This window comes from Acidiphilium multivorum AIU301 (assembly GCF_000202835.1).
Classification (GTDB): Bacteria; Pseudomonadota; Alphaproteobacteria; order Acetobacterales; family Acetobacteraceae; genus Acidiphilium; species Acidiphilium multivorum.
The window spans coordinates 2,605,159-2,622,966 of the sequence record NC_015186.1; the positions used below are offsets into that span (position 1 = coordinate 2,605,159).

Sequence of the window (17,808 nt, forward strand, 5' to 3'; positions counted from 1 at the left end):
ATCGAGATCAATTTGTGACGGCTTGTGACCGCATGTTGCAGGTGTGCACCATTGCCGCCGGCCCGGCGAAAGCCCTACACCTTGTCCCGTGCGAATCGACCCGCCCCGACGGCCTACGGAAGATATCGCCATAGAACCCGAAGCGGTTCTAAGGCGGGTTTTCGGCCATGACGGTTTCCGGGGGCCGCAGCGCGACATCGTCACCCATGTCATCGCCGGGCATGACGCCCTCGTGCTGATGCCCACCGGCGGCGGGAAGTCGATCTGCTATCAACTTCCCGCAATCTGCCGGCGGGGCGTCGGAATCGTGGTCTCGCCGCTGATTGCCCTGATGCGCAATCAGGTCGAGGCGCTGCGCCAGCTGGGTGTGCGCGCCGCGGCCTTCAACTCGAGCCTCGAGGCCGCCGAACGCGCGACGGTTCTCCGGGCACTTCGGGCAGGGGAGCTCGACCTGCTCTACGTGGCGCCGGAGCGGCTGGTCACCGAGGATTTCCTCGCCCTGTTAGGGTCGGTGCGGATCGCACTCTTCGCGATCGACGAAGCCCACTGCGTCAGCCAATGGGGCCATGATTTCCGGCCCGAATATCTCCAGCTCGCAACGATCGGCGAGAGATTTCCGGGCGTGCCCCGCATCGCACTCACCGCCACGGCCGATCCGCAGACGCGCGATGACATCGCGCGCCGCCTCGGGCTCGACGGGGCGCGCCTGTTCATCTCCAGTTTCGACCGGCCGAACCTGACCTACGCGATCGCGCCCAAGATCGAGCCACGGCGGCAGCTTCTCGCCTTCCTGCGCGGCCATGAGGGCGAGTGCGGCATCGTCTACTGCCTGAGCCGCGCCGCCGTCGAGGAAACGGCGAGCTGGCTTGCCGGCCAGGGCCTGCGGGCCCTGCCCTATCATGCCGGGCTGGATGCGGCGACGCGGAACCGGAACCAGGACGCCTTCCTCGGCGAGGACGGCCTGATACTGGTTGCCACCATCGCCTTCGGCATGGGGATCGACAAGCCGGACATCCGCTTCGTCGCCCATCTGGACCTGCCATCGAGCCTGGAGGCCTATTATCAGGAGACCGGCCGCGCCGGCCGCGACGGCGCGCCGGCCGAGACCCTGATGCTCTATGGTATGCAGGATGTGGCATTGCGTGGACGCCTGATCGACCAGAGCGACGCGCCGGACGAGGTCAAGCGCATTGCCCGGGCCAAGCTCGGCGCGCTGCTCGGCGTCTGCGAGACGGCCGGGTGCAGGCGGCGCGCGGTGCTCGCGCATTTCGGCGAAACCTATCCCGGAGACTGCGGCCGCTGCGACAATTGCCGCACACCGGTGCAGACCTGGGACGGTACCGAAGCCGCGCGCAAGGCGCTTTCGGCGATACTGCGCACGGGGCAGCGCTTCGGTGTGGGCCACCTGACCGATATTCTCCGCGGCACCGCGACCGACCGGATCAGGCATCTTGGTCACGACAGGCTGCCGACGTTCGGGGTCGGCGCGGATCTCGACCGCCGCCAGTGGGGCTCGGTCTTCCGTCAGCTCGCGGTGGCCGGGCTGGTCGAGATCGACCACGAGGCCTATGGCGCGCTGCGCATCACGGAGCGGGCCCGGCCGGTGCTTCGCGGCGAGGAGGCGCTCCGCCTGCGCCGCGACCCCGCCACCGGCAGGAGGGGCGGGCAGCGCAGCACGGCGGGGCCATCACCGGCGATCGAAGCCCCCGGTTTCGAGGCGCTCCGGGAATGGCGGCGCGAGGTCGCCCGCTCGCAGCAAGTGCCTGCCTATGTCATTTTTCACGATGCGACGCTGGCCGCCCTCGCTGCCGCGAGGCCAAGCAGCCGGCGCGATCTGGCGGCCGTGCCCGGCATGGGAACCAGCAAGATCGAACGCTACGGCGACGCCGTGCTCGCCGTGCTCGCGAGGACAACGGCATGACCCGGAACGCACGAAACTACATGGCCCGCATCCCGCTCTTCGCCCCCTTCAGCCCGGAAGAGCTGGATGCGCTCTATGCCTGCACCTACGAGCGCAACATGACGACCGGCGAAATGCTGATCCAGCGCGGCGATCCGGGCACGTCGATGATGCTGATCCTTGCCGGCGAGGTGCGGGTCGTGCTCCCCGGAATCGATGGCAACGACCAGGATCTCAACACGCTGCGCGAGGGCGCGGTTTTCGGCGAAATCGCGCTGTTCGACGGCAAGCCCCGCAGCGCGGACGTGGTCGCCGCGACCAATGGCCGGCTTCTGGTGCTGGAACGCGCCTCGGTGGTGCGGCTGATCGAGCGTGATCCGCAATTCGCCATGCGGGTGATCGAAATCATCTGCATGCGACTGCGCGCCACACTCGCGCAGCTTGACTCCATCCTGTTCCAGGATGTGAGCCAGAGAGTCGTCACCTTCCTGCTGCAGCGTTCCGAGGGGCTGGAACGCGCGCGGATCGACACCACCCAGAGCGCGCTTGGCCGCGCCGTCGGATCGACGCGCGAAACGGTGAACCGGCGACTCAGGGATCTCGAGGCCCGCGGCCTCATCGAACTCACCCCGGGCCGAATCACGGTGCGGGACCGGAACGGCCTGTCCGCGCTCCTGCAGGGCCGCTCACGCATGGCCTGACGGGCCACGCCCTTGCCACGGCGGGCGCGCGGGCGTTAGCTTTCGCTCCCACGAGAACAGATGCCCGATGGAGACAGCCCCATGACGGTCAAGAGCCGACACCCGGAAACGCTCGCCCTGCACGCCGGCTGGCGCGCCGATCCCACCACCGGCTCGGTCGCGGTGCCGATCCACCAGACCACCTCCTACCAGTTCAACAGCACCGAACACGCGGCCAACCTGTTCGCGCTGTCCGAGCTCGGCAACATCTACACCCGCATCATGAACCCGACGACGGACGTGCTCGAGCAGCGCCTCGCCGCCGTCGAGGGCGGGGTCGCCGCGCTCGCCCTCGCCTCCGGCCAGGCCGCCTCGGCGAGCGCGATCCGCACGCTGACGCGCGCGGGCGAGAACGTCGTCGCCTCCACCGATCTCTACGGCGGCACCTGGAACCTCTTCGCCAACACGCTGCGCGACCAGGGCATCGAGATCCGCTTCGTCGACCCGACCGACCCCGAGAATTTCCGCCGCGCGACCGATGACAAGACCCGCGCGTATTACGCCGAAACCCTGCCCAACCCGAAGCTCGCGGTCTTCCCCATCGCGGAGGTCGCGGCGATCGGCCGCCCGCTCGGCATCCCGCTGATCATGGACAACACCGCCGCGCCGCTGCTCTGCCGGCCCTTCGACCACGGCGCGGCCATCGTGATCTATTCCACCACGAAATATATCGGCGGCCACGGCACCTCGATCGGCGGGATGATCATCGATTCCGGCAATTTCGACTGGGCCGCCCACCCCGCGCGCCAGCCGCTGCTGAACGCGCCCGACCCCTCCTATCACGGCGCGGTCTGGGTCGAGGCGGTCAAGCCGCTCGGCCCGATCGCCTACATCATCCGCGCCCGCACCGTGATCCTGCGCGACGAGGGGGCGGCGCTCTCGCCGTTCAACGCCTTCCAGCTCATCCAGGGGCTGGAGACGCTGCCGCTGCGCATGGCGCGGCATTGCGAGAACGCCGAGAAGGTGGTCGATTTCCTCTCCAGCCATCCCGACGTGGTGCGGGTGATCCACCCCGGCGTCGCCACCGGCGAGGCGCGGCGGCGCACGGAAACCTACCTCACCGGCGGCAGGGGCGCGCTGGTCGGATTCGAACTGGCCGGCGGCGCCGCATCGGGGCGGAAATTCATCGAGGCGCTGCGGATGTTCTACCACGTCGCCAATATCGGCGACGCCCGCAGCCTCGCCATCCACCCCGCCAGCACCACCCACTCGCAGCTCTCGGCCGAGGAACAGGCGGCCACGGGCGTCACGCCTGGCTATGTCCGGCTGTCGATCGGCCTCGAACACATCGAGGACATCATCGCCGATCTGGATCAGGCGCTGGCGGCCGCGCGCTGAGCTTCAGTCTCCCGATGTCGCGGGCCGGATCCCCGATCCGGCCCGTGATTTTTCACGACCCCGCCCGCGCCCGCTCGGCCATCTCCCGCGCATTGGCCGACAAAGCGGGATCGGCGAGCAGCGCGTCCAGCGCGCCCCGCATCAGCGCCTGCCGCGCCGGATCGAAGCGCTGCCAGCTCGCGAACACGTCGATGCAGCGCGCCGCGATCTGCCGGTTCACCCGGTCGACCTCGCCGATCATCCGCGCCACCAGCGCATAGCCCCGCCCCGACGCATCGTGGAACCAGCGCTGGTTCCCCGCGCCGAACGCCTGCACCAGGGCGCGGAAGCGGTTGGGGTTGCGCAGGTCGAAATCGGCGTGCCGGGTCAGCGCCTCGACGCGGTCCAGCGTGTCCGGCGCCGTCGCCATCGCCTGGATGCGGAACCACTTGTCGCTCACCAGCGCATCGCCGCGCCAGCGCGCGTGAAACGCCGCGAGTGCGGCATCGCGCGCCGGCGTCGCGGTATCGGCGAGCAGCGCCAGCGCGCCGAGCCGCCCGGTCATCGTCGGCGCCGTCTCGAAGCGGCGCTGTGCCGCGTCCAGCCCCGCCGCCGGGTCCGCCGCCATCAGATAGGCCAGCGCGACATTGCCGAGCGCCCGCCGCCCCATGCTCGCCGGATCGAGGCTGAACGGCGCCGATGCATCCTCCGCCCCGCACAGCGCGGCGAAGCGGTCCCGCAACGCCCGGCCGATCGCCGCCCGGCTCGTCTCCAGCGCCTCGTGGATCGCATCCGGGTCGATCACCGCCATCCGGTCCGCCAGCACGTCCTTGCCCGGCAGCGACAATATCCGCGCCGCGAGCGCCGGCGCCTCCTGCGCGAGGTCGAGGGCCGCCGCCATCGCCGCCACCAGCGCCGGATCGGTCGCCACCGCCTCGCCGCGCTGCAATGCGGCGATCGCGTCGAGCAGCGCGCGCGTCGCATATTCCTGCCCGGCCTCCCAGCGGCTGAACCCGTCGGTATCGTGCGCGGCAAGGTGCGCGAGCCCGGCCGTATCATGCCCGGAGAGCTTCACCGGCGCCGAGAACCCGCGCAACAGCGAGGGCACCGGCGGAGCCGCGACCTCCTCGAACACGAAACGCTGCTCGGCCGCGCGCAGCAGCAGCACCCGAGTGCCGCGATGCGCGTCCGCCTCGCCCTCCAGCCGCGCTTCAAGCTCCGCCCCATCCGGCCCGATCAGCCCCATCGCCACCGGGATCAGGAACGGCTCCTTATGCGCCTGCCCCGGCGTCGGCGCCGTCATCTGCCGCAGCGTGAGCGTGTAGCGCCGCGCCGCCGCGTCGTATTCGCCCTCGAACCGCAGCTGCGGCGTGCCCGCCTGCTCGTACCAGCGCATGAACTGCGAAAAATCGAACCCCGATTCCTCCCGCATCGCGGCCACGAAATCCTCGATCGTCGCCGCCGAATTGTCGTTGCGCGCGATGTAGCGATCAAAGCCGCGGCGGAACGCCGCGTGGCCGATGATGGTGCGGATCATCCGCACCACCTCCGCCCCCTTCTCATAGACGGTCGCGGTGTAGAAATTGTCGATCTTGCGATAGGCGGCGGGGCGGACAGGGTGCGCCAGCGGCCCGGCATCCTCGGCGAACTGCCGGGCGCGCAGCATCTTGACGTCGTCGATCCGCGACAGCGCCGCATCGGTCGTCGCCGCCCCGTATTCCTGGTCGCGAAAGACGGTCAGTCCCTCCTTGAGCGAGAGCTGGAACCAGTCCCGGCAGGTCACCCGGTCGCCGGTCCAGTTGTGGAAATATTCATGCGCGATCACCCGGTCGATCCGCTGGTAGTCGGCATCCGTCGCGGTATCCGGCCGGGCGAGGACGAGGGCGGTGTTGAAGATGTTGAGCCCCTTGTTCTCCATCGCCCCCATGTTGAAGTCGGACACGGCGGCGATGTTGAAGATGTCGAGGTCGTATTCGAGGCCGAACGCCTCCTCGTCCCAGCGCATCGCCCGCTTGAGGCAGGCCATCGCGTGGTCGACCTTGTCCTCGTCGCCGCGGCGGACATGGATGCCGAGCTGCACCTGCCGCCCCGAGCGGGTGACGAACGCGTCATGCACCGAAACCAGGTCGCCCGCGACCAGCGCGAACAGATAGGACGGCTTGGGGTGCGGGTCCTCCCATTTCGCCCAGTGCCGCCCGTCCGGCAGCGTGCCGCGATCGACCGGATTGCCGTTGGACAGCAGCAGCGGGCAGCGCGCCGGATCGGCGATCAGCGTCGCCGTGTAGCGGGCCATCACGTCCGGCCGGTCGGGGAAGAAGGTGATGCGGCGAAACCCCTCGGCCTCGCACTGGGTGAAGAAATCCCCGCCCGAGACATACAGTCCCGAAAGCTCGGAATTGCGCTCCGGCGCGATGATCACCTCGGTATCGAGGGTGAATTCGTCCGGCACGTCGCGAATGGTCAGGCCATGATCGCCGAGCGCGTAGCGGTTGGCGCCGAGCGCCTCGCCATCGAGCAGCACCGATCGCAGGTCGAGCCCCTCGCCATCGAGTTCCAGCGGCGCATCCGCGATCCCGTGCGCCTTGTTGCGCCGCAGCGTCAGGCTGGCGCGCACCCGTGTTGCCGCCGGATCGAGATCGAAGATGAGATCGACCGTATCGACCAGAAAGGCCGGAGGCCGGTATTCGTCAAGGCGGCGCGGGGCGGCGTCGGGCAGCGGGACGGGGCGTTCGGTCATCGGACTCTCCTTGCAGCGCCGTTTTATGTGCCTCGCCGGCTGCCGGCGCGCAAATCGCCTCACCGCCCCCCGGAATGCCGCGAACGGGACTCCGCCCTGCCCGGCGGATGGTTGCATCCGCAGCATCACCACCTATGATTTCGTCGAAGTTACGCGGGACGCCACGCTCCCTCCCGCATCGCGCACGGGATTCATGAACGGCACCGCAGACGACCTCTCCCTCTCGCTGCACCAGAGCATCCACGAGGTCCCGGCGCCGGACTGGGATGCGCTGGCCGGCGGCAACCCCTTCGTCAGCCACGCCTTCCTCTCGGCCCTGGAAGACAGCGCCTCCGTCGGCGGCGACAGCGGCTGGTATCCCCAGCACGCGGTGCTGCGCGACGGCGCCGGCCGCCTGCTCGGCGCCGCCCCCACCTATGTGAAGGCCCATTCCTACGGCGAATACGTGTTCGATCACGGCTGGGCCAACGCCTTCGAACGCGCCGGCGGGCGCTACTACCCGAAGCTGCAAGTCGCCGCCCCGTTCAGCCCGGTGCCCGGCCCGCGCCTGCTGATGGCCGAAGGCCTGCCCCCGTCGCTGCTCGCCCGCGGCCTGGAGATCGCCGCCGAGCGGCTCGGCTGCTCCTCGGTCCATGCCACCTTCTGCACCGAGGCCGAGTGGCACGCGCTCGGCGAGGCCGGCTGGCTGCGGCGCATGGGCGTGCAATATCACTGGCACAACCGCGGCTATGAAGGGTTCGAGGATTTCCTCGCCGCCCTGTCCTCGCGCAAGCGCAAGGCGATCCGCCGCGAACGGCGCGACGCGCAGGCCGGGCTCGAGATCCGCGCCCTGCGCGGCAGCGAGATGGGGCGGCGCGAATGGGCCGCCTTCTACAACTTCTATCTCTCCACCGTCGACCGCAAATGGGGCGGCGCCTACCTCACCGAGCGCTTCTTCCCCCTGCTCGGCGAGCGCCTCGGCGATGCCGTGGTGATGATGATGGCCTTCCGCGCCGGCCGCCCGATCGCCGGCGCGCTCAACCTGCGCGGCCCGGACGCGCTCTACGGCCGCAACTGGGGGGCGCTGGAAGACGTCCCCTTCCTGCATTTCGAACTCTGCTACTATCAGGCGATCGACTACGCGATCGGCGCCGGCCTCGCCCGCGTCGAGGCCGGTGCGCAGGGCCAGCACAAGATCCAGCGCGGCTACCTGCCGAGCCGCACCTTCTCCGCGCACTGGATCGGCCATCCCGGCCTGAGCGATGCCGTCGCCCGCTTCCTCGAGGCCGAGCGCCCGGCGGTGGAGGAGGAAATGGCGATGCTCGGCGAGCAATCCCCCTATCGCAGCGATATTTCGCCGTGATCGCCGCCTATGCGGCGCTGGCCGCCTCGATGGTGATCGTCGGCGGCAATGTCGTCCTGCTCAAGCTGCTGGCCGCGCACCTGCCGACCTTCCCGTTGCTGTTCATGCGCACCAGTTTCGCCACGCTGTGCCTTGCCCCGCTGGTGGCACCGCGCCTGCCGGCGCCGCGCACGCTGGCCATCCTGTTCATGCAAGCCGCCTGTGGCACCCTGCTCTACAACGGCATGATGGTCGCCGGATTGAAGCTCACCGGCGCGGTGCAGGCGGGACTGGTCCTCGCGAGTCTTCCGGCGGTGATCGCGCTTGGCGCGGCGCTGTTCCTGCGCGAGCACCTGCGGCCGCTGCAATGGGCGGCGGTGGTGCTGGCGGGCGTCGGCATCGCCGCCCTCGCGCGCGGCGGCGGCGGTTTCAGCCTGGTGGGTGATGCACTCATCTTCGGCGCGGTGTGCGGCGAGGCCGGATATGCCCTGTTCGCCCGCCGCGCCGCCGGCCTGCTGCCGGTGATGCAGGCGACATTCTGGATGCAAGCCTGCGGCGCCGCGATGACGGCCCCGCTCGCCATCGCCAGTTTCGGACAGGTCCACTTCACCTGGCTGATCGCCGGGCTGTTGCTGGTGAACAGCCTGACCTCAAGCGTGCTGGCCGTGATCCTGTGGTATCACGGAATGCGGCGTGTTCAGGCCGGCATTGCCGGCACGTTCACCGCGCTGCTCCCCGCGACGGCCACCTTGATGGGCGTGCTCGTTCTGGCAGAACCGTTCACCCGGGGCGATGCAATGGGCTTTGCCGCCCTGTTCGTCTCGATGGTGCTGATCCTGCGGCCTCAGCGCCGCCCCCCGTGGAAGAGGAAGGCCAGCGCGTAGCCGAGCGTCGCGGCGCCGAACAGGGCGAGAACGGGCTGTTCGCGCACGAAGTCCGCCACCCATGCCGCGCCGTCACTCGCCGGCGCCGCCGCCCGATCCTCCGGCGCCCGGCCGGCACCCCCCGCCACCGAGTCACGCACGGACTCGAAAGCGGCCCCTGCCGTATGGCTTGCCGAGCGCGCGGCATCCTTCGCCGCGCCAAAGAGCTTCTGCGCTTCGCCCGCGGCCTGGTGGCGCATTCCTTCCCGCTGCAAATCCTCGTCGCCGGTCGCCTCGCCAAGAGCTTCCTCGGCCTTGCCTGCAAAAGCGCGGGCTCCACCTTCGATCTCATCCTTGTCCATCGGGTTTTCCTCCTTCGGCATGTCGGATCAGAACTCGGGAGATGGGGGCCGAAGCCATCCCGGACAAGCCGGTGTATCTCGCCTTTCCTGATCGCCTAGGTTGTAAAGCCTGATTTTGTCATGGCAGCTTCACGGAAAGGTTTCCTCAGATCAAAAACCGGATTAGGGTTTTGACATAAACTCTAATGGGGGCACGTATAATGGCTGAAGGAACCGGAGTTAAACTCAAGCGCGACGCAGGCGTGATCGGCCTGCTGTTCGCAAGTCTGGGAGGTATCATCGGATCGGGCTGGCTGCTGGGCCCGTTGAACGCGGCAAAGATTGCCGGTCCGTCGGCGATCATCGCATGGGCCATCGGCGGCTTTGCCGTTCTCTTGCTGTCTTTTGTCTATGCCGAGCTGGCGACCGCATTTCCACGGGCCGGCGCGGTGATCGCATTCCCGAAACTGTCCCACGGCAATCTGATGGCCACGGTGCTCAGCTTCGTGGTGTTCCTGGGATACGCCTCTGTCGCGCCGGCGGAAGCGTCCGCCGTGATCACGTACGGCAGCAACTACGTTTCGGGTCTCATCGACAAGGCTGGCGTGCTGACGAGCGAAGGCTTCATTGCCTCGGCCGTGCTCCTCGCCATCTTCGCGATCATCAACACCCTGGCCATCCGCATTGTGCTTGCCATCAACAGCGCGCTGACCTGGTGGAAACTCGCCATTCCGGTGCTCACGATCCTTGTTTTCGTCATCGTGGGGTTCCACGGCGCGAATTTCAGCTCTCATCGCTTTGCTCCTGGCGGCGCCTCCGGCATATTCTCGGCGGTCGCAACGTCGGGTATCGTCTTCTCCTATCTGGGCTTCCGCCAGGCCGTCGAACTCGCTGGCGAATCAAGCAATCCGCGCCGAAACCTCCCGATCGCGATCGTCGGGTCGGTCGTCATCGGCCTCGTCATCTACATGGGCCTGCAAATCGCGTTCATCGGCGCGCTCAACCCCAGCGATATCGCGAATGGCTGGGCCAAGGTCACCTTCAAGGGGGCGTTCGGTCCGTTCGCCGGCCTGGCCTCGTTGATCGGCATGGGCTGGCTGGCGGTTCTCCTCTACATCGACGCATTCATCTCGCCGTCCGGGACGGGTATCATCTATTTCACCACCACGTCCCGCGTGCTGTATGCGACCGGCAAGGAAGGATTGCTGGGCGGCAACACGTTTGCGCGGCTCTCTGTCGCCGGCGTGCCGATTGTCGGGGTGATCGTGTCTTTCCTGGTCGGCCTGCTGTTTCTTGTTCCGTTCCCGTCGTGGCAGGGCATCGTCACGTTCATCTCCTCGGCAACCGTGCTGTCGTATGGCACGGGCCCCGTCGTGCTCATGACGCTGCGCAAGACCATGCCGGTCGACAAGTACAAGCGCCCCTACCTGCTTTCCGGCGGCATGCTGATTTCCGCGGTGGCCTTCATCATCTCGAACTTCATCATCTTCTGGAGCGGCTCCTCGACGGACACCTTCCTGTTCGAGCTCATCCTGGCGTTCACGGTGATCTATGTCGGCTATGAGGCGATTGCCGGCGTCGGGTTGAGCAATCTCCACTGGAGCGGCGCGTGGTGGCTTGCGCCGTATTTCTTCGGCATGTGGCTGATCACCTATCTCGGGCCGAAGGGCCTCACCGGCGGAACCGGAGCGCTCGGACAGGTTGCGGCCTCGGTCATCCTGATCGTCTTCAGCCTTGTCATCCTCGTCATCGCCATGAATTCGGGCATTCCCGACCCGGAAGAGGCGAAAGCCACGATCCTCGCCGGCGAACCGGAAATGTTCGGGGCCGAGTAAGGGCAATCGGCGGCGGGCGGATGACCTCCGCCCGCCTTCCTGTTCCGGGGTGGGGTTTTCAACCGGCTGAAGCGGACCAGATTTCCGCCCATGACCGGATCGAACACCCCACCCCTTCCATTTCAGGACGAAGATCCCGCCCATCATCCGGCAGCGGACTTCATCTCTGCCGCGCTGGCCCGCCTTGCCAGCGGCGCGCGCGGCCGGTGCAGCGATTTCCATGTCATCGGCATTGCGACGCTGGGTGCCGATGGTGCGCCCCGCCTGCGCTCCGTCGTGCTGCGCAGCTTCGAGCCACACGGCGTCCGGCTCACCTTCCACACCGACTCGCGATCCGCGAAGTTCGCCGAACTCTCCCGTGACCGGCGCGCCGCCATCCTCGCCTACGATGCCGGAGCGAAGCTGCAGATCCGGATCGAGGGGCAGGTCGAGCTGCATAGCGACGATGCGGACAGCGCTGCGGTCTGGCGCGGCCTGCCGGATGGCGCCCGTCAAATCTACCGCGGCGCGCGAGCGCCGGGCATGCGGGCCGAACCGCGCGTGCTCGATGAAACGATCGGCGAGGACGAAGCCGAGCGGCACTTCACCGTCTGCCGCCTCACCGCATCGATGATCGACGTGCTGTATCTGCGCGCCGCCGGCCATCGCCGCGCCATCGGCGTGATGGACGGCGCGGGCGGGCTGGCGGCGCACTGGGTCGCCGCCTGACCGGTTCGCTCAGGCCGCCGGCGGCTCGGTCCGGGCGATGGCCGGTTCCTTGCCGAAGGCGGCGAACCAGGCGGCGAGGCCAGGCCAGGACTTCCGCCACTCCCGTGCCGCGAAACGGAAATCAAGATAACCAAGCGCGCAGGCCACCGCGATCGACCCGATATCGAGCATCCGGCCCGGCGGATCCTGTTCGAGCATCGCAAGGGTCCGGTCGATGGCGTGCATCTGCCGCTCGATGAAGGCCTCGCGCGCGGCTTCCCTCGGCTTCATGCTCTCCATCCGGGCGCCGACCGCGGCATCGAGAATGCCGTCGCCCATCGCCTGGTAGCGCAGCGCCACCCATCTGGCCGACCCGCTGGCAGGAAACAGCGGCAGCGCATCGCCGATCTGGTCGAGATATTCGCAGATCACCCTGCTGTCGAAGAGGGCCACGCCCTCGTCATTGACCAGACAGGGCACCTTGGAGAGCGGATTGTTCGCGATCAGCGCCGCGGGGCTTTCGTGCGGATTGGTCGGGATCAGTTCGATCCTCCGGTCGATGTCGCGGGCAATCGCGCAGGCCATCACCTTGCGGACATACGGGCTGGTCGGGGAGTGGAAGAGCTTCATGCGTCGGAACCTTTCCTGGGCGGAGCCATCATGAAATCGGCGCGCAGGCGCCGTTGCCACCGAGGCGGATAGCGCCCCCGCGCGCGGGGAGGCAAGCGCCGGAGACGGGCACGCCCCGCCTCAATCCCCGCGCACGATGTTCCAGCCGGTCTTGGCGACCTGCAGGAACACGTCATGCATGCGATGCGCGCGCTGGTCGGCCGCGTTGCCGGCCAGCGCGCGGGCATAGACGCCCTCGACAATGGCCGCCGAGCGGAACAGCGAGAAGCCCATGAAGAACCGCCAGTTGTCGATCCGCTCGCGCCCCGTCCGCCGGCAATACAGCTCCAGCGCCTCGGCCTCGCTCATCAGGCCGAGTTCCGCGAGATCCACCCCCTGGTAGCCCGCCATCGCCGGGCCGGAGCCGGGCGGCAGATGATAGGACATGCAGCAATACGCGAGATCCGCGAGCGGGTGGCCGATGGTCGAAAGCTCCCAGTCCAGCACGGCGACGATCCGCGGCTCGGTCGGGTGGATCATCATGTTGCCGAGCCGGAAGTCGCCATGCACGATCGCACTCTCGTCGCGCTCGGGAATGTTGGCGCGCAGCCAGGCGATCAGGTCGGTCATCGGCGCGAAGTCCTCGGTCTTCGAGGCTTCGTACTGCTTCGTCCAGCGCTCGATCTGGCGGGCGACATAGTGGTCCGGCCGGCCGAAGCCGGTCAGGCCCACCGCGTTGTAGTCGACCTTGTGCAGCGCCGCGATGGTCTCGAAGATCTGCCGATGGATGGCGCCGCGCTCCTCCGGCGCAAGCCCGGGCATCATCACGTCGTGAAACACCCGGCCCGCCACGTGACCCATCACGTAGAACTCGGTGCCGATCACCGCGGCATCGGTGCAGTAATGCAGCATCGGCGCCACCGGCACGTCGGTCGCGGCCAGCGCGCTCTGGATGCGGAATTCGCGGTCGATCTGGTGCGCCGAGGGCAGCAGGGTTCCCGGCGGCTTCTTGCGCAGCACATAGTTCCGGGCCGCCGTCTCGATCAGGTAGGTCGGGTTCGACTGCCCGCCCTGGAACTGGCGGATCGTCGCCGGTTCCGCGAATCCCTCGACATGGCCGGCCAGGTAGGCGAACAGCCTCGCCTCATCGAGCCTGTGCTGTGGCAGCATCTCGACAAGTCGCGGCTGGCTTTCCGTGCTCATCCGGTTCCCTCCTCCCGATCGCGCCGGAAAATCGGGGGCAGGCGGCGCGCTGTCAAGCGTCATTGCCCCAGCCGTATCGAGCCTGCCGCTTGGGGGACTTGCATAACCCGCGCGCACCTCGCACAGTTGGGTCAAACAGACGGCTCAGCAGAATCAGAACAGCGAGGAATATGCTACCATGGAGTTCCGTTATTCCGCCAAGACCGAGGCGCTGCGCCAGCGCGTTGCCGACTTCATGGCCGAGCACATCTATCCGAACGAACAGGCGCTGTTCCACACCGCCCACACCCAGGCCAACCAGTGGAAGCCGCTGGAGCTGCTGCAGGAGATCAAGCAGAAGGCGAAGGCGGCGGGGCTGTGGAACCTGTTTCTCCCCGAATCCGAGCATGGCGCCGGGCTGACCAACGTCGAATACGCGCCGCTCGCCGAAATCATGGGCCGCTCGCCCTTCGGCCCGGAAGCCTTCAACTGCTCCGCCCCCGATACCGGCAACATGGAAGTGCTGACCCGTTACGGAACACCGGAGCAAAAGGAAGCCTGGCTGAAGCCGCTGCTCGCCGGCGAGATCCGTTCCGCCTTCGCGATGACCGAGCCGCGCGTCGCCTCCTCGGATGCGAAGAACATCGAGACCTCGATCCGCCGCGAGGGCGACGAATACGTCATCGACGGCCATAAGTGGTGGACCTCCGGCGCGCCCGACCCGCGCTGCCGCATCCTGATCGTGATGGGCCAGTCCGACCCCGAGAACCCCGACCCCTACAAGCGCCAGTCGATGATCCTGGTGCCCTTCCCGCATCCGGGTGTGACGATGAAGCGCGCCCTGCCGGTGTTCGGCGATGTGGATGCCCCGCACGGCCATGCCGAGATGATCTTCGACAAGGTGCGGGTGCCGGCCGCCAACATGCTGCTCGGCGAGGGCCGCGGCTTCGAGATCGCCCAGGGCCGGCTCGGGCCGGGACGCATCCATCACTGCATGCGCTCGATCGGGGTGGCCGAGCGGGCGCTGGAGCGCATGGTCCGCCGGCTCGAAAGCCGCACCGCCTTCGGCAAGCCGGTCATCGAGCAGAGCGTCTGGCGCGAGCGCATCGCCGAAAGCCGCATCATGATCGACCAGGCCCGCCTGCTCACCCTCAAGGCCGCGCACATGATGGACACGGTAGGCAACAAGGAAGCCCGCGCCGAGATCGCGATGATCAAGGTCGTCGCCCCCAACGTCGCCTGCAAGGTGGTCGACTGGGCGATCCAGGCCTTCGGCGGCGGCGGCGTCGCCGATACCTGGCTCTCCTCGGCCTATGCGCACCAGCGCACGCTGCGTCTGGCCGACGGGCCGGACGAAGTGCATCGCGACCAGCTCGCCCGGCTTGAACACCGGCGCTACCGCAACACCGATCCGGCACGCACGGGCGGCTATCCGAATGTGCTGATCGCGGACGGGCTGTCCGAGCCGGGCCAGGCCTGATGCGCGCGATCCGCTGCGAGGAATGGGGCGGGCCGGAGACGCTGCGCCTGCGCGACATCCCCGATCCCGTCCCGCAGAAAGGCGAGGTGCTGATCCGGATTCACGCCGCCGGGGTGAATTTCCCCGACGTGCTGATCATCCAGAAAAAGTACCAGGTGCAGCCCGAACTGCCCTTCACCCCCGGCGCCGAAATCGCCGGGGAGATCGAGGCGGTCGGCGAGGGCGTCACCGGCTACAAGCCTGGTGACCGCGTGCTCGCCCTCTGCTCGACCGGCGGATTTGCGGAAAAGATCGCGCTCGACGCGCATCGCTGCGTGCCCATACCGGACAGCGTTTCGTTCGAGGTCGCCGCCGGGCTGATGCTCGCCTTCGGCACTTCGCACCACGCCGTCGTCGACCGCGGGGAACTCAAGCCCGGCGAGACGATCCTGGTTCTGGGTGCCGCCGGCGGCGTCGGTCTCGCCGCGGTGGATATCGCCAAGGCCAAGGGTGCCAGGGTGATCGCCGCCGCCTCGTCAGAGGAAAAGCTCGAGATCTGCCGCGCGCATGGCGCCGACGCCACGATCAATTACGGCACCGGGGACCTGCGGGCCGCGATCCGCGAACACACCGGCGGCAAGGGACCGGACGTCATCTTCGATCCCGTGGGCGGGCACCTGGCCGAGCCGGCCTTCCGCTCGATCGCCTGGCGCGGGCGCTATCTGGTGATCGGCTTCGCCGAAGGCACCATTCCGTCCTTGCCGCTCAACCTGCCGCTGCTCAAGGGCGCGTCGCTGGTCGGCGTGTTCTGGGGCGAGTTCGCCCGCCGCGAGCCGAAGAACCAGATCCGGATGATGGAAGACCTGTTCGCCATGCTGGCGCGCGGCGAAATCCGCCCGCTCGTGTCGAAAACCTACAGCCTCGACCAGACGGACGAGGCGCTGCGGGACATGGCGGCACGCCGCGTCACCGGAAAGATCGTGATCCTGCCATGAAAGAGTTCAGCAACCGGGTTGCCGTCATCACCGGCGCGGGCAGCGGCTTCGGCCGCGAATTCGCCCGCATCGCCGCCGCCCGCGGCATGCGCCTCGCCCTCGCCGACATCCAGCCCGACGCGCTGGAGGCCATCGCCGCCGAACTGCGCGCGGCCGGCGCCGAGGTGCTGGCCGAACGCGTCGATGTCAGCAACGCCGAAGCGATGGAGCGGTTCGCGGATTCGGTGTTCGCGCAGTACGGCAACGCCCATCTGCTCTTCAACAATGCCGGCGTCGGCGGCGGCGGGCTGCTCTGGGAGCACTCGGTGCGCGACTGGCAATGGGTGCTCGGCGTCAACCTCTGGGGCGTGATCCACGGCGTGCGCTGCTTCGTCCCGCGCATGATCGCCAACGGCGACGAGGGCCACATCGTCAACACCGCCTCGGTCGCCGGGCTGATCTCGGCACAGACCATGGGCGTCTATAACGTCTCCAAACACGGTGTCGTCACGCTGTCGGAAACGCTGTTCCAGGATCTGCGGATTTCCGGATCGATCCTCGGCGTGACCGTGCTCTGCCCCGCCTTCGTCGATACCGGCATCAAGGATGCGGCGCGCAATCGCCCGGCCGAACTCGCCAACGACGCGCCGCCGACGGCCAGCCAGCGCCTGGCCGAGGAGCAGACCCGCAAGGCGGTCACCTCGGGGCGGATCGGCGCGCCGGAGGTTGCGGCCAGAACCTTCGAATGCATCGAAGAGGGACGCTTCTACTGCCTGACGCATCCGAAGATTCTCGGCGCGGTCGAACTGCGGATGCAGGATCTCCTGAACCAGCGCGACCCGAGCGACCCGTTCTCGCTCAAGCGGGAGGTCGCCTTCAAGGCGCCGCAGAACTGACGCTTCGTCAGAAATGTTGCCAGCCGGTTCGCGCCAGCGTGACCGGCCGGCCATCCTTGTCCACCGCCGTCACCGCGGGCGCCCCCGCCACGAAATGGCCGATCCGCGTGAGCGGCGTGCCGGCGCAGGCCTGCCGCAACGCGTGTTCCGATCCCGCCGGGGCGGCGATCAGCAATTCGTAATCGTCGCCGCCGGTGAGGATCGTCTCCCGCCAGGCGGGTCCCGCCGCCCGCGCCGCCGGCGACAGCGGAACGCGGTCCGCCTCGATCACCGCGCCGCAGCCCGATGCTCGGCACACATGGCCGAGATCCTGCACCAGCCCGTCGGAGACATCGATCGCGGCATGAACGAGACCCGCGAGCGCAAGACCGATGCGAGGCTCGGGCAGCAGGCGGCGCGCGCGGAAATGGCCGGTCGGATCGGCGATCTCGCCACGGGCGGCATGCAGCCCGAGCACCGCATCGCCGATCGTGCCGGTGACGTAGAGCGCGTCGCCCGCAACCGCCCCACCGCGCCGCAGCGCCGCCCCGGGTTCGACACTGCCGATCATGGTGATCGACGTCATCACCGGACCGGGCGTGGACGAGCTGTCGCCCCCCCAGAGCGGCAGGCCGAACCGCGCCTGGTCGGCGGCGAGGCCTTCGGCAAACGCCGAAAGCCAGGTCTCGGGCGTGTCGGCGCGCAAGGCGGTCGTGAGCAGGTATCCCTCCGCCCGCGCGCCCATGGCGGCGAGATCGGAAAGATTCCGGCGCATCAGCTTGCGGGCGACCAGATCGGCGGGATCATCCGGCAGGAAGTGCACGCCCTCGATCATCTGATCCACCGTCAGCACGGCCTGGCGCCCGGCCGGCGGCGTCCAGAGCGCGGCATCGTCGGCCAGGCCGAGCGCTTCCGCCGAGGCGAGCGGCGCGAAATACCGGGCGATGCGGCCGAACTCGCCGCTCACC

The 17,808-nt window shown here is 68.3% G+C and carries 15 protein-coding genes; 10 read left to right on the top strand and 5 right to left on the bottom strand.

Going from position 1 to position 17,808, the window contains the following annotated elements; all coding sequences use genetic code 11:
• The first annotated feature begins 88 nt into the window (after positions 1-88).
• From recQ to ACMV_RS11705, 3 genes are all read left to right on the top strand, one after another.
• Complete coding sequence (recQ, locus tag ACMV_RS11695; protein ID WP_013640549.1) at positions 89-1,921, top strand: DNA helicase RecQ; 1,833 nt, start codon at positions 89-91, stop codon at positions 1,919-1,921.
• Positions 1,918-2,601, top strand: a complete 684-nt coding sequence (locus ACMV_RS11700) for a Crp/Fnr family transcriptional regulator (protein ID WP_041665062.1) — start codon at positions 1,918-1,920, stop codon at positions 2,599-2,601. The genes recQ and ACMV_RS11700 overlap by 4 nt, the downstream gene beginning before the upstream one ends.
• 81 nt (positions 2,602-2,682) lie before the next feature.
• A complete protein-coding gene (locus ACMV_RS11705) occupies positions 2,683-3,978 on the top strand; it encodes an O-acetylhomoserine aminocarboxypropyltransferase/cysteine synthase family protein (RefSeq protein ID WP_007424426.1) in 1,296 nt (431 codons plus the stop codon).
• A 52-nt stretch (positions 3,979-4,030) separates the two neighbouring features.
• Here the strand turns inward: ACMV_RS11705 and pepN are convergent, their stop codons facing one another.
• Positions 4,031-6,694, bottom strand: a complete 2,664-nt coding sequence (gene pepN / locus ACMV_RS11710; protein WP_013640551.1) for an aminopeptidase N — start codon at positions 6,692-6,694, stop codon at positions 4,031-4,033.
• 193 nt (positions 6,695-6,887) lie between these two features.
• Here pepN and ACMV_RS11715 point away from each other — a divergent pair, with 193 nt between their 5' ends.
• The gene (locus tag ACMV_RS11715; protein WP_013640552.1) at positions 6,888-8,036 is read left to right on the top strand and encodes a GNAT family N-acetyltransferase; all 1,149 of its coding nucleotides are present in this window, start codon (positions 6,888-6,890) and stop codon (positions 8,034-8,036) included.
• Entirely contained in the window at positions 8,033-8,899 is an 867-nt protein-coding gene (locus ACMV_RS11720) for a DMT family transporter (protein WP_012039817.1), read from the top strand. Before ACMV_RS11715 ends, ACMV_RS11720 begins: the two co-directional genes overlap by 4 nt.
• On the opposite strand, the gene ACMV_RS11725 is transcribed toward ACMV_RS11720, so the two are convergent.
• Positions 8,860-9,240 carry a CsbD family protein gene (locus ACMV_RS11725; protein ID WP_012039818.1) on the bottom strand — a complete coding sequence of 127 codons (381 nt, stop codon included), beginning with the start codon at positions 9,238-9,240 and terminating at the stop codon, positions 8,860-8,862. The two genes, ACMV_RS11720 and ACMV_RS11725, sit on opposite strands and share 40 nt — an antisense overlap.
• A gap of 200 nt (positions 9,241-9,440) precedes the next feature.
• Between ACMV_RS11725 and ACMV_RS11730 the strand changes: the two genes are divergently transcribed.
• Complete coding sequence (locus tag ACMV_RS11730; protein WP_012039819.1) at positions 9,441-11,054, top strand: APC family permease; 1,614 nt, start codon at positions 9,441-9,443, stop codon at positions 11,052-11,054.
• Positions 11,055-11,144: 90 nt separating this feature from the next.
• Positions 11,145-11,762 (top strand): pyridoxamine 5'-phosphate oxidase family protein, encoded by a 618-nt coding sequence (locus tag ACMV_RS11735; RefSeq protein WP_013640554.1) that lies wholly within the window; start codon positions 11,145-11,147, stop codon positions 11,760-11,762.
• Between the two features lie 9 nt (positions 11,763-11,771).
• Here the strand turns inward: ACMV_RS11735 and ACMV_RS11740 are convergent, their stop codons facing one another.
• A complete protein-coding gene (locus tag ACMV_RS11740; RefSeq protein ID WP_013640555.1) occupies positions 11,772-12,371 on the bottom strand; it encodes a glutathione S-transferase in 600 nt (199 codons plus the stop codon).
• A gap of 120 nt (positions 12,372-12,491) precedes the next feature.
• Entirely contained in the window at positions 12,492-13,553 is a 1,062-nt protein-coding gene (locus ACMV_RS11745; RefSeq protein ID WP_007424432.1) for a phosphotransferase, read from the bottom strand.
• A 178-nt stretch (positions 13,554-13,731) separates the two neighbouring features.
• Here ACMV_RS11745 and ACMV_RS11750 point away from each other — a divergent pair, with 178 nt between their 5' ends.
• Genes ACMV_RS11750 through ACMV_RS11760 form a run of 3 tightly spaced genes read left to right on the top strand, consistent with a single transcriptional unit; the run spans position 13,732 to position 16,861 of the window.
• Positions 13,732-15,012, top strand: coding sequence for an acyl-CoA dehydrogenase family protein (locus ACMV_RS11750; RefSeq protein ID WP_007424433.1), 1,281 nt, complete (start codon positions 13,732-13,734; stop codon positions 15,010-15,012).
• Positions 15,012-15,986, top strand: coding sequence for an NADPH:quinone oxidoreductase family protein (locus tag ACMV_RS11755; RefSeq protein WP_013640556.1), 975 nt, complete (start codon positions 15,012-15,014; stop codon positions 15,984-15,986). Before ACMV_RS11750 ends, ACMV_RS11755 begins: the two co-directional genes overlap by 1 nt.
• Positions 15,983-16,861, top strand: a complete 879-nt coding sequence (locus tag ACMV_RS11760; protein ID WP_013640557.1) for an SDR family oxidoreductase — start codon at positions 15,983-15,985, stop codon at positions 16,859-16,861. The genes ACMV_RS11755 and ACMV_RS11760 overlap by 4 nt, the downstream gene beginning before the upstream one ends.
• A gap of 7 nt (positions 16,862-16,868) precedes the next feature.
• Here ACMV_RS11760 and thiL read toward each other — a convergent pair whose 3' ends face one another.
• A complete protein-coding gene (thiL, locus tag ACMV_RS11765) occupies positions 16,869-17,807 on the bottom strand; it encodes a thiamine-phosphate kinase (protein ID WP_013640558.1) in 939 nt (312 codons plus the stop codon).
• Between the last annotated feature and the right edge of the window lies 1 nt (position 17,808).

What these genes read in the sequence shown, in the direction of transcription:
- ACMV_RS11715 (WP_013640552.1), top strand. Translation starts at nt 6,888, where the DNA reads ATGAACGGCACCGCAGACGACCTCTCCCTCTCGCTGCACCAGAGCATC.
- ACMV_RS11700 (WP_041665062.1), top strand. Translation starts at nt 1,918, where the DNA reads ATGACCCGGAACGCACGAAACTACATGGCCCGCATCCCGCTCTTCGCC.
- ACMV_RS11705 (WP_007424426.1), top strand. Translation starts at nt 2,683, where the DNA reads ATGACGGTCAAGAGCCGACACCCGGAAACGCTCGCCCTGCACGCCGGC.
- ACMV_RS11740 (WP_013640555.1), bottom strand. Translation starts at nt 12,371, where the DNA reads ATGAAGCTCTTCCACTCCCCGACCAGCCCGTATGTCCGCAAGGTGATG.
- ACMV_RS11725 (WP_012039818.1), bottom strand. Translation starts at nt 9,240, where the DNA reads ATGGACAAGGATGAGATCGAAGGTGGAGCCCGCGCTTTTGCAGGCAAG.
- ACMV_RS11750 (WP_007424433.1), top strand. Translation starts at nt 13,732, where the DNA reads ATGGAGTTCCGTTATTCCGCCAAGACCGAGGCGCTGCGCCAGCGCGTT.
- ACMV_RS11755 (WP_013640556.1), top strand. Translation starts at nt 15,012, where the DNA reads ATGCGCGCGATCCGCTGCGAGGAATGGGGCGGGCCGGAGACGCTGCGC.
- pepN (WP_013640551.1), bottom strand. Translation starts at nt 6,694, where the DNA reads ATGACCGAACGCCCCGTCCCGCTGCCCGACGCCGCCCCGCGCCGCCTT.
- ACMV_RS11745 (WP_007424432.1), bottom strand. Translation starts at nt 13,553, where the DNA reads ATGAGCACGGAAAGCCAGCCGCGACTTGTCGAGATGCTGCCACAGCAC.
- ACMV_RS11735 (WP_013640554.1), top strand. Translation starts at nt 11,145, where the DNA reads ATGACCGGATCGAACACCCCACCCCTTCCATTTCAGGACGAAGATCCC.
- ACMV_RS11760 (WP_013640557.1), top strand. Translation starts at nt 15,983, where the DNA reads ATGAAAGAGTTCAGCAACCGGGTTGCCGTCATCACCGGCGCGGGCAGC.
- ACMV_RS11730 (WP_012039819.1), top strand. Translation starts at nt 9,441, where the DNA reads ATGGCTGAAGGAACCGGAGTTAAACTCAAGCGCGACGCAGGCGTGATC.